This window comes from Streptomyces sp. NPDC086777 (genome assembly GCF_040702065.1).
In the GTDB taxonomy this organism is placed as follows: Bacteria; Actinomycetota; Actinomycetes; order Streptomycetales; family Streptomycetaceae; genus Streptomyces.
This window is the reverse complement of the sequence record NZ_JBFBJI010000005.1, coordinates 302,667-317,385: the sequence shown is the minus strand read 5'-3', so window position 1 is coordinate 317,385 and position 14,719 is coordinate 302,667. Positions and strand designations below refer to the sequence as shown.

Sequence of the window (14,719 nt, the reverse complement as noted above, 5' to 3'; positions counted from 1 at the left end):
CGGCCGGCCCAGGAGAGGCTGCGGAGGCCGGCCGCGTCCGTGACCGCGACGATGGCACACCGAACCTGAACGCGACCTGAACGGTGGGACCAGGGGCGCAGTGGCGCGTAGTACCGCGGTACGACCCGATGGGCGCGGATCAGTCCCCGGTACCACCGAATCAGGGTGTTTCGCCTCCTAACGTTGCCGGTGAGGCGTCAGGGGCGACACAGGGGCGCCGGTTCCGACAGGAAGAGACGCGCATGATCGACGCTCAGCAACTGACCAAGAGGTACGGGGAGAAGACGGCCGTCGACGGCCTGGGTTTCGCCGTACGGCCGGGCACGGTGACCGGCTTCCTGGGGCCCAACGGCGCAGGGAAGTCCACGACCATGCGCATGATCGTCGGACTCGACGCCCCGACCAGCGGCTCCGTCACGGTGAACGGGCACCGCTACGCCGGCCACCAGGCACCGTTGCAGGAGGTCGGGGCGCTGCTGGAGGCGAAGTCGATCCACCCGGGCCGCTCCGCCTACAACCATCTTCTGGCGCTCGCGCTGACCCACGGGATTCCCCGGCGCCGGGTCGACGAGGTCATCGACATGGCGGGGCTGGGCAGCGTGGCGAAGAAGCGGGCCGGTGCGTTCTCCCTGGGCATGGGGCAGCGGCTCGGTATCGCGGCGGCGCTGCTGGGTGACCCGCAGACGGTGATGCTGGACGAGCCGGTCAACGGGCTCGACCCGGAAGGCGTCCTCTGGATCCGCAACCTGCTCAAGGCCCTCGCCGACGAGGGACGGACCGTGTTCGTCTCCTCGCACCTGATGAGCGAGATGGCTCTGGTCGCGGACCACCTGATCATCGTGGGGCGCGGGCGCCTGCTGGCCGACACCACCGTGGCGGACCTCGTGAGAGCGGCGGGCGGCGACACGGTGCAGGTGGCCACCCAGGAGCCGGCCCGGTTGCGGGAGGCACTGGCCGGACCGGGGGTCGACATCACCGGCCGGGCCGGCTCCGAGGAACTCCAGGTGACCGGGCTGAGCGCGCGGGAAATCGGCTCGAAGGCGGCCGAGCACGGGATCGCGCTGTTCGAGCTGACCGCGCGGACGGTGTCGTTGGAGGAGGCGTTCATGAACCTGACCAGGGATGCCGTGGAGTACCACGGCTCCACGACCGTCGACACCCTCGAGACCGTCGGGAGGTCCGCATGAGCACCACCCTCACCACGACTGCCGAGGCGCCCCCGGCGGCCGCGCCCCGCCCCGCCTACCGGGTGACCGGACGGCGCGTGCTGGCCTCGGAGTGGGCCAAGCTGTGGTCACTGCGCTCGACCTGGATCACCCTGGGCCTCGGCCTGCTCTTCCTGGTCGCCTTCGGGCTCATCGCCGCGAACCACTACAGGTCCGGCGTCGGCTCCCCGCACCAGGACCGTGACTTCGCCACCGCGACGGCCGTGAGCCTGTCCCTCTTCGGCACCAACTTCGCGCAGCTCGCCCTCGGTGTGCTCGGTGTGCTGGTCACGGCGGGGGAGTATTCCACCGGGATGATCCGCTCGACGCTCGCGGCGGTGCCCCGTCGGCTGCCCGTCCTGTGGTCGAAGGCGGCCGTGTTCGGGGTGGTCGCGCTGATGGTTGCCACCATCGGCGCGTTCGTCGCCTTCGGGTTCGGCAGCGGCATCGTCTCCGGTACGCCCGCCGCCATGGGTTTCACCCACCCGGGCGTCGTACGAAGTCTGCTGGGCGCCGGCCTGTACCTCGGCCTGGTCGGCGTCATCGGCACCGCCCTGGGCGCCCTGCTGCGGTCGGTGGCCGGCGGCATCTCGGTCCTGGTCGCCTCCCTGATGCTCGTCCCGGGCCTGATCTCCCTGCTGCCCAGTTCCTGGCAGGACGACATCAGCCCCTACCTGCCGAGCAACGCGGGCGAGGCGATGTTCGCCCTGACCCACGACAGCACCACCCTGTCGCCCACCGCAGGGCTGCTGGTCTTCCTCGGCTGGACGGTGCTCGCGCTCGCGGGGGCCGCGTACCGGTTGGTGCGCAGCGACGTCTGACGGCCTGCACCATGGGCAGGTGACAACCTTGAGCACCAGCATGATCACTGACGACGTCGGCGGGATGGGGCCGCTGGTCGCCCGGTTCGCCCGGGTCGGCCAGCGGCTCCGTCAGGCGGACCTGGCCCGCCCCTGGGTGCTGGACACCGCGGTGGTGGTGCTGGTCCTTCTCATGTTCTGTCTGCCGGACCTGTTGCACCACGGCCGTGTGGGGGACGGGGACGGGGACGGCCGGCACAGGTTCCAGTTCGTCTTCACCCAGCTGCCCCTGGCGGCCGTGCTGGCCCTGCAGACCGGTCTGGTGCTGCCGCTGCTGTGGCGGCGCCGCCGCCCCATGGCGGCCTTCGTCGCCATCGCCGTGGTCTTCCTCCTGCAGTGGTCGCTGGACGCCGTGCTGCGTGCGGACGTGGCCCTCTTCGTCGCCCTGTACAGCCTGGCCCTGCACGGGCAGCTGCGCCGGCTGCCGTGGGCCTGTGCGGTCATGGCGGCGGGGATGGTGCTGGTCGCGGTGCGGGTCTCGCCGGCCATGTCCGTCTGGGACGCCCTGTTCTTCCTGCTGAGCACGGCGACCGCGGCGCTGGCCGTCGGCCTGATGGTGCGGGCCCGGCGGGCGCAGCTCGCGGGGCTGCGGGAGCGGGCGGCCAGGCTGGAGACGGAACGCGACCAGCGCATCAGGCTGGCGACCGCCACGGAACGCGCCCGGGTGGCCCGTGAGATGCACGACATCGTCGGCCACAACCTGTCCGTCATGATCACCCTGGCCGACGCCGGTGCGTACGCCACCGACACCGCTCCCGAACGGGGCAAGGAGGCCCTCCAGCTCATCGGCGACACCGGCCGCACCGCCCTCGGCGAGCTGCGCCGGGTGCTCGGTGTCCTGCGCGAGGCATCGGAGGGCGCCCGCCAGGCACCCGAACTCAGCCCCCAGCCGGGGCTCGCAGACATCGAGACGCTGTGCGACGGCGTACGCACCGCCGGCCTCGAGATCGTCTACCGCACCGTCGGCGAGGTGGACGCCCTGGACCGCGGGATGCAGCTGACGGTCTACCGGATCGTCCAGGAAGCCCTGACGAACACCCTGAAGCACGCCGGTGCCGGCACCCGGGTGAACCTGACGGTGGTCGTCGCGGACGAGCGGCTGGTCATCCGGATCCGGGACAACGGCCCGGCCGGGCCCGCCGGATCATGGAACGAGGAAGGACATGGACTGGTGGGCATGCGCGAGCGAGCGGCGCTGTACGGAGGGACCGTGAGCGCCGGACCCGCGGCCGACGGGGGCTGGGCCGTGGAGGCCGCCCTCGACCTGACACCGCGGGGAGGAAGGCGGTGACCACGGTACTCGTCGTCGACGACCAGCAGCTGCAGCGCTACGGCTTCCGGGTGCTGCTGGACTCCATGCCCGAGACGGAGGTGGTCGGCGAGGCCGAGAACGGCTCCGAGGCCGTCCGCAGGACCGCCGAACTCCGTCCCGACGTCGTGCTGATGGACGTGCGGATGCCCGGCATGGACGGCATCGAGGCGACCCGCCGGATCGCCCAGGCCGGCGGGCGGTCCCGGGTCCTCGTGCTGACCACCTTCGACCTCGACGAGTACGTGCATGCCGCCCTGCGCGCCGGAGCCAGCGGCTTCCTCCTCAAGGACGCGCGCCCCGATGAGCTCCTCGCCGGGATCCGCGCGGTCGCCGGGGGCGACGCGGTGATCGCGCCGGCCCTCACCCGCCGCATCCTGGACGAGTACGCCCGGCACGTGCCCGCCACAAGGGGCGACCCGGGCGCGGACCCGCGCCTGGCCTCCCTGACCGAACGCGAGCGCGAGATCCTCGTCGCCATCGGCAAGGGGTGGACCAACGGCGAGATCGCCGCGCGCTTCGTCGTGTCGGAGTCCACCGTGAAGACGCACGTGGGCCGCGTCCTGGCCAAGATCGGCGCCCGCGACCGCGTCCAGGCCGTCATCTTCGCCTACGACCAGGGGATCGCCCGTCCCGGCACCGGCTGACGGGAACGTGCGGTTTGACGGGAACGGGCGTCTTCTCACCCGCCTCTCACCCTACAAGCCGTAGGGTGGGATGCCCTCCTGCGGACTGTAGGAGGTTCCGGCCCGGTGGCCGGTTCGGCGGCGTGCGACGACGAGAGGTAAACGATGACCGAGGGCTCGACCTCGCCGGAGCCGGACAACCCGCGCGGGGACGCCGATGCGGGGGACACCGGCCGTCGTGGCCGGGGCGAGCCCCGGCTCGCGGCGGTCGCGGCCGCCTTCACGCTCGCCCAGCTCGTCCTCGTCCGACCGGACCTCGGCCTCGGCTGGGACGAGTCCGTCTACGTCAGCCAGGTTAGCGGTCACGTTCCCGCCGCCTACTTCAGCGCGCCCCGCTCCCGCGGCATCTCGCTGCTCGTCGCTCCGATCGCGTCGTGGTCCGACTCCACCGTCCTGCTCCGGACCTACCTGGCCGTCCTCTCCGGCCTCGCCCTCTACCTCGCCCTGCGCGTCTGGCGGGGCCACCTCGGGCCCGGTGCCCTGGCCCTCGCGGGCGCCCTGTTCGCCTCGCTGTGGGTGACGCTGTTCTACGGTTCCCAGGCCATGCCCAACTATTGGGTCGCCATCGGCGCCCTGGCCTGCGTCGGCTGCTTCCTGCGCGCCCGCGCCAAGGCCCGGGACCGGGCGGCCTGGTGGGGTGTGTTCGCGGGCGCGGCGCTGATGGCCTGGATGCGCCCGATGGACGCGGTCTACGTCGTGCTGCCCCTGCTCGCTCTCGCCCTCCGCCGCCCGCGTCTGCTCGCCGTACTGGCCGCGGGGCTGGTGGCGGGTGCCGGCGAGTGGGTGATCGAGGCGTACACGAGCTACGGCGGCCCGGCGCGGCGCCTGTCCGCCGCCTCCGCCATCCAGGGCGGCCTCGGCTGGCACCTCGCCGTGGTCGACCAACTGCGCAGCCTCGGCGGTCGCACCCTGTGCCGCCCCTGCACCGGAGGGGCCCCCAGCCCGGCGGTGACCCTGTGGTGGTTCGCGCTGCCGCTGCTCGCCGCCCTCGGTACGGTGGCCGCCGTCCGCGCCCGCCGCGCGCTGCCCGTCCTGCTGCCGGGGGCCTGCGCCGTCACGGCCGCGATCCCCTACCTGTTCCTCATCGGCTACGCGGCCCCCCGCTTCCTGCTGCCCGCCTACGCCCTGCTCGCCCTCCCCGTCGCCCTGGGCCTCGTCCACCTGGCCACCGCCCCGGTCCGCCGGGCCGGGCGCGCCCTGGCCGTCGGTCTGGTGGCGGTCGGCCTGGCAGGTCATCTGGCCGTGCAGTACGTCGTCCTGGAGCACACCGTGCACAGCTCCGCCGTCTCGCGCGCCGACTGGGCCCGCACCGCCGCCGCCCTCCGCACACGTGGCGTACGGCCGCCGTGCCTGCTCAGCGGCTACGACGCCGTGCCCGTCGCCTACTCCGCCGGCTGCGGCTCCGCCCAGACCGCGGGGCACGACGCCAGCACCACCGTGGTCGAGCTGAAGCGCGCCGCCCACGGCACGGCCTTCGCCGTTCTCGCTCGGCCGGGAAGCCGGCCGCCCGCCTACGCCCGCACCTGGACCGCGGAGCGGGTCGGCGCTCTCCGGGCGTACCTGGCTCCCGCCGTACGGCAGGGCAGGTGAACGTCGTGACCGCGACCGAGAGGATACCGATCAGCCCGGGCAGGCGCCTGTACGTCCAACTGGGTATCACTGTGGTGGTGTTGGTCGCCGGGAGCGGGGTGCTCGTCGCGCACTGGGCCACGCTGGACAGCGGCACCGACCGGCTGGCCGCAGCCGACGGGGAGTGGCTGGTGCTCGCCTGCGTCGCCGCGATGGGCACCTGGGTGTGCGCGGCCGTGGCACAGCAGGGGGCGGTGGTCGAACGGCTGCCCAGGGGGCGGCTGGTGGCGGCACAGTTCGCGGCCGGCGCCGCCAACCACCTCCTCCCGGTGGGTGCCGGAGCGACGATGGTCAACCTGCGGTTCCTGACGCGGTGCGGGCTTTCCACCCGGCGCTCGGCGACCGCGCTGGCGGTGAAGGCGGTCGTCGGCGGATTGGTGCGGTGTGCGCTGGGTGTGGCCCTGCTGGTCGCTTCGCCCGGCACGGTCCATCTGTCCGCGCGGTTCCCGCACGTCCTGGTCCTGCTGCCGGTGGCGGCCGCGGTCGTCGTCATCACGGCCGCGATCAGCGGTCGCCTCAGACGAACGGTGGCCCGGGCCTTCGCCGACGTGCGGGACGTACACCGGTGTCCGGCGCGGGCCTGTGCGCTGTGGGGCGGGTCGGTCGCGTTCACTCTGCTGCATGCCGGTGTGGTCCTGGCCGTGATCCATGCGATCGGCCTCGGCCTCCCCGCGAACCGCGTGGTCATGGCCTACCTGGTCGCCAGTGGCGCGGCAGCGCTGCTGCCGACGCCGGGCGGGCTGGGGTCTTTGGACGCCGCGCTCGCTCTCGCGCTCACGGCGGCCGGTGCGCCGGGAGCACAGGCGGTGACGACGGTCCTCGGCTACCGCCTGCTGACCGGATGGCTGCCGATGGCTCCCGGGCTGCTGGTCCTGGCGCTACTGGCCCGCCGCTCGGCCCTGTGAGACGGCGAGGTGTTCCTCGTACCGGGGGCCCTCTGCCCGCGCCCTCGATTCCAGTCGCTGGGAACAGCCACCGACGTTCGCCGGCATGCCGGCGTACCGGGCGGCTCCGCACGGCCGCACCTTCGCCCAACTGGTGGCCCGGCCCTTCCCCTTGGAGCGCCGGTCGGACGGGCACAGGTGCCCGCACAGCGCGGTGAAGCAGGAGGCCTCCGGGAGGGGCAGACGCCTCCGGGCCGGCATTTGTGGACTTCAGGACAGGCGGCACGTCAAGATGCCCCGTGAACCGATTCCTTCTTCCCGGCCGGACAGCGCGATGAGCACCGCCGTCTCGTTCCCCCTCGGAGCCTCGACCACGCTCGCCGAACTCGCCCGGGATCCGCACCCGCGCCTCGCACTGCTCCGCGCGCACGAGCCGGTGTCGTGGCTGCCCGAGCTGAACGGCTGGCTGGTCACCCGCCGCGACCTCGGGCTGGACGTGATGAGGGACTCGGTCACCTACACCGTCGACGACCCCCGCTTCACGACCGCCCAGGTCGTCGGACCGAGCATGCTGTCCCTGGACGGCGCCGCGCACGCCCGTCACCGCGAGCCCTTCGCCGCCCCCTTCCGGCCCCGAAGGGTGCACGACAACTTCGCCGCGTTCATAGAACGGGAGACCGACCGCCTCATCACCGCACTGGAACCAGAGGGCACCGCCGAACTGCGCCGCGCCTTCGCCGGACCGCTCGCGGTGGCCGTCGTCACCGACGCCCTCGGGCTGGTCGGGACGACCACCGACACGGTGCTCTCCTGGTACGACGCCATCGTCCGGTCCGTCTCGGACATCACCGAGGGCCTGACGGCGGGCCCGGCCGGTGCCGCCGCCTACCGACAGCTGCGGGCCGCCGTCGAGGCGACCGTCGCCGACCCGCAGGCCTCCTCGCTCCTCGTCTCCGCGGCCGAGCACCTGGACGTGCCCGAAGTGGCCTCCAACGCGGCGGTGCTGATGTTCGGCGGCATCGAGACGACCGAAGCAATGATCACCAACGCCCTGCTGCACCTGCTCCAGAACCCCGACCAACTCGCCCTGGTGCGGGCCGATTCGGGCTTGCTGGACGGAGCCGTCGAGGAGTCCCTGCGGCTGGAGCCCGGCGCGGCCGTGGTGGACCGGTACGCCACTCGAGACACCGTGCTCGGGTCGGCCGCCGTCCGCCGCGGCGACCTCGTCAGCGTCTCTCTGACCGGCGCCAACCGCGACCCGGCCGTCTTCACCGACCCGGACCGGTTCGACGTCCGGCGCGCGGAGGCCCGCCTTCAACTGGCCTTCGCCCACGGCCCGCACCACTGCCTGGCCGCCCACCTGGCCCGCCTGGAAACCCGCATCGCCCTCCAGCGCCTGCTCGAACGCCTGCCCGGCCTCCGCGTCGACCCGCAGCGGCCGGCCACCCCCCACGGTCTGGTCTTCCGCAAGCCGGCCGCCCTCCACGTGCGCTGGGACGTTCCGGCCTGACGGCCGTCGACGACCGACGGGCAGGGCGGACGTCCGTCACGAACAGGTGACTGCTGCCGCGAACTGCACGGCAGCCCGCGCCGCCGGCGTCACCCCCCCTCCACCGGGGCGAGCCCGGATACGACTCGCATCCCGACCGGGAAGGCGACGGCGTCGCCTGCGAATGACAGAGGCGGCCCGGGCCGGGGGAGGGGGCGCGAGCAGGACCCGCGACCGGTTCGGCACTCTCCGCTCCCACACCGTTCGCGAAGGTTTTGGCGGCCCTTGTCCGGTGGGCGACCCGCGTGGCGGGGAGCCGGTGCGCCGGTCGCGCGGCTAGGCTGGCCGCGGAGGTGCCAAGTGGTGGATGCGCAGCGGCAGTTGGACGAGGTGCGGGAGTCCGCCACCGTTGTCGTGATCGGCGCGGGTCCGGCCGGGCTGACTGTCGCCACGCTGCTGCGCCGGTGCGGCGTGGACTGTGTCGTGCTGGAGCGCCGCAGCCGCGAGCACGTGGCGCAGCGGCAGCGCGCCGGCATCGTGGAGGCCCGCGCCGTGCGGATGTTCGAGTCCTGGGGCCTGGCCGACCTGGTGCTGGACGGACCGCCGCACGACGGCATTCTGGAGTTCCGGGTGGACGGCGTGAGCCACCTCGTCGACGACAGCGGCGGCGGGGAGGGGCCGGGGGCCCGTCTGTGCCCGCAGCAGGTACTCGTGCACCGGCTCACCGCCGCCCACCTCGCCGACGGCGGCGACCTGCGCCACGAGGCGGCCGACGTCACCCTGGACGGCCTGACGGGGCAGCGCCCGGTGGTCCGCTACCGCTCCGCCGACGGCACCCCGCACGCGATCACCTGCGCGTTCGTCGCCGGCTGCGACGGTGACCACGGTGTCACCCGCACCGCCGTGCCCGGCGGCCACCTCACCGCCCACACCTTCGACCACGGCATCGGCTGGCTCACCGTCCTCGCTGACGCCCCGCCGCCCGCCCATCCCCTGCTCGCCGTCAGCGCGCAGGGCTTCGCCGCGCACTTCCCTCGCGGACCGCACAGCAGCCGCTACTACCTCCAGTGCCCGCCCGGCGACCTCCCCGGCGCATGGCCCGACGACCGGGTGTGGGACGCACTGCGCACCCGGCTCGGCGACCCCGGCCTGGCCGCGGGCCCGGTCACCGACCGCGAGACCTTCCGGCTGCGCAGCCTCGTGACCGACCCCATGCAGTACGGCCGGCTGTTCCTCGTCGGAGACGCCGCCCACATCGTGTCCCCCATGGGCGGCAAGGGCATGAACCTCGCCCTGTACGACGCCGACCTCTTCGCCCGCGCCGTCCGCGACCACGTCCGCGACGGGGACGACACCGCGCTGCGCACCTACTCCGAGCGCTGCCTCCGGCGCATCTGGAGCGACCAGGAGTTCTCGCACTGGCTGACCCGGACGGTCCACGACGCCGGTGACAGCACCGACTGCGGTCCCTTCCTGCACCGTCTGGCCCGGGCCCGCCTCGACCGGCTCTTCACCTCCCCGGCGGCCGTGCGGGCCTTCGCGGAACTGATGGCCGGCGTGGACCCGGCGCAGGAGCGCCCCACCTCCACCGGCCGCTGACCGCCACACGAGCGCGCGCGGACCGGCCACCGCCGACCGCCTCGCCCGCCCACCGCCTGTCCAGGTCCACCCGGGGCGGCGCACGTCTGCCACGCGACATCCGTATGCGCCGTTTACCCGATTCATCCCGCCGGGTCAAGTCACGATCCCTCGGAACATGACCGTGCGCCGTCCGCGGGGCCTACTTGAAGTGCGGGCCTCACCGGAAAAGAAATCCGGAACACATACGAGGCAGCACGGTGGGACGGAAATCCGCACCGGAAATTCAGGGGCAGAGGGAAAACCCCGCGTATCGGCAGGAGAGAATCCATGAACCGTATTTTTCGCACCAGCGGCAAAACCCGTTCCGGGCGTCGGCGCTTCGGTCTCGCGGCGCTCGTGGCCTCGGCCGCGGTGATCACCGGGAGCGTCGTGCTGCCGGCGTCCGCCGCGATGGCCGCACCGATGCCGACCGCGACTGTCGCGAGCTTCGTCCACGGCGGCGGCGCCGGCGGCGACGGAGGTGCGGGCGGCGGCGGGCTCGTCGGCGGCGGCGGTGGCTCCGGCGGCTCGGGTGGCGGCAGCGTCCTGGGCGTCGGCGGTGCCGGCGGCAGGGGCGGCAACGGAGGCAACGGCATCCTGTCCGGCGGCGGTGGAGGTGGCGGCGGTGGGGGCGGCGACGGCGTCGTGGGCGGCAACGGAGGCGTGGGCGGTGACGGCGGCACCGGCCTGTTCGGCGGCAGCGCGGGCTCCGGCGGCTCCGGCGGCGACGGCGTCCTCGAGGGTGGCAACGGAGGCCGGGGCGGCAACGGCGGCTTCGGGATCTTCCAGGGCGGCTCCGGCGGCAAGGGCGGCGCGGGCGGGCTCGGTGTCCTCTTCGGCGGCCTGGGTGGTGCCGGTGGCGCCGGCGGCGGCAGCCTCTTCTGACCGCACCGCCCGGGTGGGGGCGCGGGCCAGCCGGGTCGCCGCCCCTACCCACCACCGGCCCCAACCGTGACCAAGGAATACGGAGAATCCTCATGTCCAGAAATCGCTGGCAGCGTCCGTTCGTCCTGGCGGTGGCATCGGTGGCCCTCGCCGCCGGTACCGCGTGCGCCGCCCAGGCCGCGCCGGGCATCACCCCGGGTACCGGCCGGGCGGCCCCGGCCACCCCGTCGTCCCACTGCGGCCAGGGCGGGGAAGGCGGCAAGGGCGGTGCGCCCGGCCGGCCGGGAGAGCCCGGCAAGCCCGGCCACCCCGGCTGCCTCACGCTCGGCGACCTGCCCGACAAACCGAAGGCGGATCTCACGGGCCTGGACAGGGCACGGATCGTCCTGGCCGTGGAGTACGGGCAGAGGAAGAAGGCCGACGTCGTCAGGAAATACAAGATCTCCGATAAGGAGTTCGACACCTGGGACAGGCAGCTCCGGAGCGGCGACTGGGCCGCGCTGCTGGGCCTGGACTCGATCTTCGGCACCTGAGGAAAATCCCCGGCGCCCCGGCCCGGCACGGGCCGGGGCGTTCCTGTCCCTTCCATGGCGGAAGCAGCCGTACGGAAAACAGGTCCCCGCACATTCGGAAATCCAGAAACGAGAAATGCCATGCGTACGCGTTCTTGGAAGACCCGCCTCGGACTCACGGCCTCGGCCGCCCTGGCCGCCGGTGTCGCGGTCGGCGCCCTGGCGCCCGCCGCAACGGCGGCACCGCAGAGCCGGCCGGCCGTCGCGGCAGCTCGGCAGCTTCCCGGCGACAGCCCCGCGCCGGGCAGCGGCCACATCCGGTTCGGCACGGTCAGCGCGGGCGACGGCAGCGTCCGGATCGGCGACCGGGTCTGCGCGGGGAACTGCAACGCCACCGTCAACGGGAGCAACGGCGGCCGGGGCGGGATCTGCGCCGGACTGTGCAACGGCAGCGCCAACGGCGGCACGGGTACGGCAGGCGTACCCGGACGCGAGGGCGGCACCGGCGGCGCGGGCGGGATCTGCGCAGGGATCTGCGGCGGCAGCGCCGACGGCGGCACGGGCGGCACCGGCGGAGCGGCCGTGGGCACCGGCGACGGCGGCCGCGGCGGCACCGGTGGTACCGGCGGGATCTGCCTGGGGCTCGGCTGCACGAGCGGCGGCCGCGGCGGCACGGGCGGCACCGGTGGCACCGGATGACGGACCGTCAGCCACCGATGCCCGGAACCCCGGAACATCCCCCCGTGCCCCGTCGGCCGAACCCGGGTCGGCACGCGGACAGCGAGCCTTCCCGATCTGCGGGCGGCCTCGCGCTACGACGCGCTGGGCTCCACCGCCGGGCCGAACCCGCGCAGTTCCCGGATCGTGCCGCCGAGCTTGTCGCGGAACCCGTCCAGCATCTGCGGCTGGGCGCTGACGATCCAGCGGGTGCCGACCAGGTACTTGCCGCCGTACCCGGAGGCGGAGTCCAGCCAGGTCTCCTTGAGTTCGTCGGTGGGGAACGTGGTGATGAGGTAGTCGACCTTCTTGGTGTGGCACAGGCCCTGCCGCAGCTCCGTGGCGTTGATGCGGATCTTGGGCTTGCAGTCGATCAGGCCGGCGATCACCTCGACCTTGGCCGGGGCCACGACCCCGCTTGCGGGGGCGTCCGACACGGAGACCTTCGACTGTCTGCGCTTCGTGTCCGCGTCGTCGTCACCGCCACTGCAGGCCGCGGTCAGCGGCACGAACGCCAAGGTCGCGGCCAGGGTTGCGCCGCGCATCAGGCGACCGGTGTGCTGGACTCGTGGCTGCTGTGGCACGTGGCGTCTCCGTTTCCGGGTGGTCCTGCCCACGGCCGGCGGGCAGGCGTACGACAAGGGGTACGCGTGAACGCCGGTGCCTGTTCACCCCGTATGTGCCACGGGCACCACTCATGCCCGTACGGTGCCCACCCCGGCGTGACGCAGGCATCGAAGCCGTCGCGCTCTCCTGGTCCTCCGCCTACTGGTCCTCCGCCTCCTGCTCCTCCGCGTTCGCCCGGCGCGCTGTGCTGAAGCGGCGCTGATAAGCAGCGGGGCTGAGAGACAATTTCCGCGTGAAAACCCTCCGCATACTCTCGTAGTTCGGGAATCCGGCGAGAGACGCCGTCTGCGTGGCGGTGTGACCTTGGTCGAGCAGCGCTTTCGCCATGTCGAACCGGATCATCTCCACGTACCGGGCCGGAGTGGTGGACAGCTCGTCACGGAAGAGCCGCGTGAGATGCCGAGGGCTCACATGGAGGTGGCCGGCGAGTTCGGTGAGCGAATGCTTTCCCGCCGGATTCGCCGTGATCAGGTCGGTGATTCTGCGGACGGCAGGAGACCGGGGCGGCGATCCTCTCAGTGATGCGGAGAACTGCGACTGGCCTCCCGAACGCTGCACATGGACGACCAGGGCGCGGGCGACGTCGCGGGTGAGATCAGGGCCGTGGTCCTCCTCGACAAGTGCCAGCGCCAGGTCGATGCCGGCGCTCACGCCCGCAGAGGTGTAGGTGGCGCCGTCGCGGACGTAGATCGCGTCGGGTTCGACGCGGCTGGCCCGGCAGCGGGCGGCGAGCTCGTCGGCGACCTTCCAGTGCGTGGTCGCGCGCTTGCCGTCCAGGAGGCCCGCGGCGCCGAGGATGAACGCTCCGGTGCAGACCGACGCGACCCGGCCGGCACGGCCCGCCAGCGTTCGCGTGGCCTCGGTCAGAGCACGGGGGACAGGCGTGCGCGGGTAGAGGTCCGCACCGGCCACCAGGAACGTGTGGGGAACGGGCTCCGTGGGGGCGGCGTCGACCGCGATCCGGATCCCGATGGACGAGGCGACATCGGCGCCGTTTGGTGACACCAGAACGATCTCGTAGTCGGCGCCGAGCCGGTTCGCTTCCCCGAACACCTCCGCGGGGCCGACGACGTCCAGGAGTTTGACCCCGTCGTAGACGAGGATCGCGACCCGATGCGGGCCGGAGCCCACGGTCGCCGTGCCCGCCTGTCCGGATTCGGGTGACTCATGGCCGGACCGAGGGAGCGACGGACGCCGGGTGGTCGGCAGTGTGGAAGACGGACGCACCGTCCATTCGTAACACACTGATATAGGAAAGAGCAGAGATCATGAGCGAGATCATCGCGGGGGTACGGATTCCCGAAACGGCGGCGGCCACCGAGGCCACCCGTCTCATGCAGGAGATGACGACCCCGCTCCTCTATCACCACTCCCGGCGCGTTTTCGTCTTCGGTGCAATTCACGCTCAGAAGCTCGGTCTGGAGCCCGACCCGGAACTTCTCTACCTGTCCGCCATGTTTCACGACACCGGCCTCCTGACCCCCTTTTCCGACGCTGAACAGCGCTTCGAGGTCGATGGAGCCGACCACGCACGCCGGTTCATGACCGACCGCGGTTTCCCGGCCGCGGCCGCCGACGTCGTGTGGACGGCGATCGCGTTGCACACGACCCCGGGAATTCCGGGGCGGATGGGTCCGGAGATCGCCGTCACGAATGTCGGGGTGCTGACCGACGTGCTCGGCCTGGGCCTGGACGAGCTGGACCGCGGCCGGGTGGAGGAGATCACCGCCGTCCATCCGCGGGGCGACTTCAAGAACGAGTTCCTGCAGGCCTTCGTCGAGGGACTCAAGCACCGCCCGGAGACCACGAACGGAACCGTGAATTCGGATGTGCTGGAGCACTTCGTTCCCGGCTTCCGGCGCACGACCACGGTCGAGCGCGTCCAGGGCGCTCCCTGGCCGAGCTGATCACCGCAGGCAGGGGGCGGGGGAGGGGCCGAGCCTCACCGGCGCCGTGCCCGCTGCCGGCGCCGTGCCGTCGGCGTCGCCCGGCACCGTGAGCTGCCCCTACCTGGACAGACGCGTCCCGGACAGCGACCGCGACACGATATCCGGAGAATAAGGCGATGAAGACCGCGTCGGTCGCCCCCGACGGTGTCGAGCCCTGGACGCTCACCCCGTGCTCGTCGTAGCTTCCCGGGCCGTCCCCCACGTCAGCCGGAGGCCGTGCGCCGCCGGAACGTGATGTGTCCGTGCTCGTCGTAGCACGCGGCTTCGTACCCGCCAGGTGCACGGACGACCACAGGCGTCAGCGGGGACACCCGCGCCTTCAGCTCCTTCTCCGCGACGGCCGGGTC

Annotated in this window: 15 protein-coding genes; 13 read left to right on the top strand and 2 right to left on the bottom strand. The window is 72.8% G+C overall.

Annotation, left to right across the window (positions count from 1 at the left end; genetic code table 11):
- Nucleotides 1-242 precede the first annotated feature (242 nt).
- The 12 genes from AB0472_RS10360 (at nucleotide 243) to AB0472_RS10305 (ending at nucleotide 11,778) form a co-directional block, all read left to right on the top strand.
- The gene (locus AB0472_RS10360; RefSeq protein WP_366355126.1) at nucleotides 243-1,187 is read left to right on the top strand and encodes an ATP-binding cassette domain-containing protein; all 945 of its coding nucleotides are present in this window, start codon (nucleotides 243-245) and stop codon (nucleotides 1,185-1,187) included.
- Complete coding sequence (locus tag AB0472_RS10355; RefSeq protein WP_366355124.1) at nucleotides 1,184-2,026, top strand: ABC transporter permease; 843 nt, start codon at nucleotides 1,184-1,186, stop codon at nucleotides 2,024-2,026. The genes AB0472_RS10360 and AB0472_RS10355 overlap by 4 nt, the downstream gene beginning before the upstream one ends.
- Nucleotides 2,027-2,066: 40 nt before the next feature.
- Entirely contained in the window at nucleotides 2,067-3,356 is a 1,290-nt protein-coding gene (locus tag AB0472_RS10350) for a sensor histidine kinase (RefSeq protein ID WP_366355197.1), read from the top strand.
- Nucleotides 3,353-4,021, top strand: coding sequence for a response regulator transcription factor (locus tag AB0472_RS10345; RefSeq protein ID WP_366355122.1), 669 nt, complete (start codon nucleotides 3,353-3,355; stop codon nucleotides 4,019-4,021). The genes AB0472_RS10350 and AB0472_RS10345 overlap by 4 nt, the downstream gene beginning before the upstream one ends.
- A gap of 144 nt (nucleotides 4,022-4,165) precedes the next feature.
- The gene (locus AB0472_RS10340; RefSeq protein ID WP_366355119.1) at nucleotides 4,166-5,650 is read left to right on the top strand and encodes a hypothetical protein; all 1,485 of its coding nucleotides are present in this window, start codon (nucleotides 4,166-4,168) and stop codon (nucleotides 5,648-5,650) included.
- 5 nt (nucleotides 5,651-5,655) lie between these two features.
- Complete coding sequence (locus AB0472_RS10335) at nucleotides 5,656-6,594, top strand: lysylphosphatidylglycerol synthase domain-containing protein (protein WP_366355117.1); 939 nt, start codon at nucleotides 5,656-5,658, stop codon at nucleotides 6,592-6,594.
- Between the two features lie 313 nt (nucleotides 6,595-6,907).
- A complete protein-coding gene (locus tag AB0472_RS10330; RefSeq protein WP_366355115.1) occupies nucleotides 6,908-8,083 on the top strand; it encodes a cytochrome P450 in 1,176 nt (391 codons plus the stop codon).
- A 50-nt stretch (nucleotides 8,084-8,133) separates the two neighbouring features.
- Nucleotides 8,134-8,250 carry an excalibur calcium-binding domain-containing protein gene (locus AB0472_RS10325; RefSeq protein ID WP_366355195.1) on the top strand — a complete coding sequence of 39 codons (117 nt, stop codon included), beginning with the start codon at nucleotides 8,134-8,136 and terminating at the stop codon, nucleotides 8,248-8,250.
- 172 nt (nucleotides 8,251-8,422) lie between these two features.
- Nucleotides 8,423-9,661: a 4-hydroxybenzoate 3-monooxygenase gene (locus tag AB0472_RS10320; protein ID WP_366355113.1), complete on the top strand. Its 1,239-nt coding sequence runs from the start codon at nucleotides 8,423-8,425 to the stop codon at nucleotides 9,659-9,661.
- Nucleotides 9,662-9,970: 309 nt separating this feature from the next.
- Nucleotides 9,971-10,567: a hypothetical protein gene (locus AB0472_RS10315; RefSeq protein WP_366355111.1), complete on the top strand. Its 597-nt coding sequence runs from the start codon at nucleotides 9,971-9,973 to the stop codon at nucleotides 10,565-10,567.
- 92 nt (nucleotides 10,568-10,659) lie between these two features.
- On the top strand, nucleotides 10,660-11,100 hold the full coding sequence (locus tag AB0472_RS10310) for a DUF1153 domain-containing protein (RefSeq protein ID WP_366355109.1): 441 nt from the start codon (nucleotides 10,660-10,662) through the stop codon (nucleotides 11,098-11,100).
- Nucleotides 11,101-11,220: 120 nt separating this feature from the next.
- Entirely contained in the window at nucleotides 11,221-11,778 is a 558-nt protein-coding gene (locus AB0472_RS10305) for a hypothetical protein (RefSeq protein ID WP_366355107.1), read from the top strand.
- Between the two features lie 113 nt (nucleotides 11,779-11,891).
- Here AB0472_RS10305 and AB0472_RS10300 read toward each other — a convergent pair whose 3' ends face one another.
- Complete coding sequence (locus AB0472_RS10300) at nucleotides 11,892-12,341, bottom strand: hypothetical protein (protein ID WP_366355105.1); 450 nt, start codon at nucleotides 12,339-12,341, stop codon at nucleotides 11,892-11,894.
- A gap of 220 nt (nucleotides 12,342-12,561) precedes the next feature.
- A complete protein-coding gene (locus AB0472_RS10295; protein ID WP_366355103.1) occupies nucleotides 12,562-13,554 on the bottom strand; it encodes a DJ-1/PfpI family protein in 993 nt (330 codons plus the stop codon).
- A 137-nt stretch (nucleotides 13,555-13,691) separates the two neighbouring features.
- Here AB0472_RS10295 and AB0472_RS10290 point away from each other — a divergent pair, with 137 nt between their 5' ends.
- Complete coding sequence (locus AB0472_RS10290) at nucleotides 13,692-14,330, top strand: HD domain-containing protein (protein WP_366355101.1); 639 nt, start codon at nucleotides 13,692-13,694, stop codon at nucleotides 14,328-14,330.
- Nucleotides 14,331-14,719: the final 389 nt, after the last annotated feature.

Excerpts from the sequence above, each read along its gene's own strand:
- AB0472_RS10300 (WP_366355105.1), bottom strand. The coding sequence starts at position 12,341 with ATGCGCGGCGCAACCCTGGCCGCGACCTTGGCGTTCGTGCCGCTGACC.
- AB0472_RS10305 (WP_366355107.1), top strand. The coding sequence starts at position 11,221 with ATGCGTACGCGTTCTTGGAAGACCCGCCTCGGACTCACGGCCTCGGCC.
- AB0472_RS10315 (WP_366355111.1), top strand. The coding sequence starts at position 9,971 with ATGAACCGTATTTTTCGCACCAGCGGCAAAACCCGTTCCGGGCGTCGG.
- AB0472_RS10340 (WP_366355119.1), top strand. The coding sequence starts at position 4,166 with ATGACCGAGGGCTCGACCTCGCCGGAGCCGGACAACCCGCGCGGGGAC.
- AB0472_RS10360 (WP_366355126.1), top strand. The coding sequence starts at position 243 with ATGATCGACGCTCAGCAACTGACCAAGAGGTACGGGGAGAAGACGGCC.
- AB0472_RS10330 (WP_366355115.1), top strand. The coding sequence starts at position 6,908 with ATGAGCACCGCCGTCTCGTTCCCCCTCGGAGCCTCGACCACGCTCGCC.
- AB0472_RS10290 (WP_366355101.1), top strand. The coding sequence starts at position 13,692 with ATGAGCGAGATCATCGCGGGGGTACGGATTCCCGAAACGGCGGCGGCC.
- AB0472_RS10350 (WP_366355197.1), top strand. The coding sequence starts at position 2,067 with ATGATCACTGACGACGTCGGCGGGATGGGGCCGCTGGTCGCCCGGTTC.
- AB0472_RS10310 (WP_366355109.1), top strand. The coding sequence starts at position 10,660 with ATGTCCAGAAATCGCTGGCAGCGTCCGTTCGTCCTGGCGGTGGCATCG.
- AB0472_RS10355 (WP_366355124.1), top strand. The coding sequence starts at position 1,184 with ATGAGCACCACCCTCACCACGACTGCCGAGGCGCCCCCGGCGGCCGCG.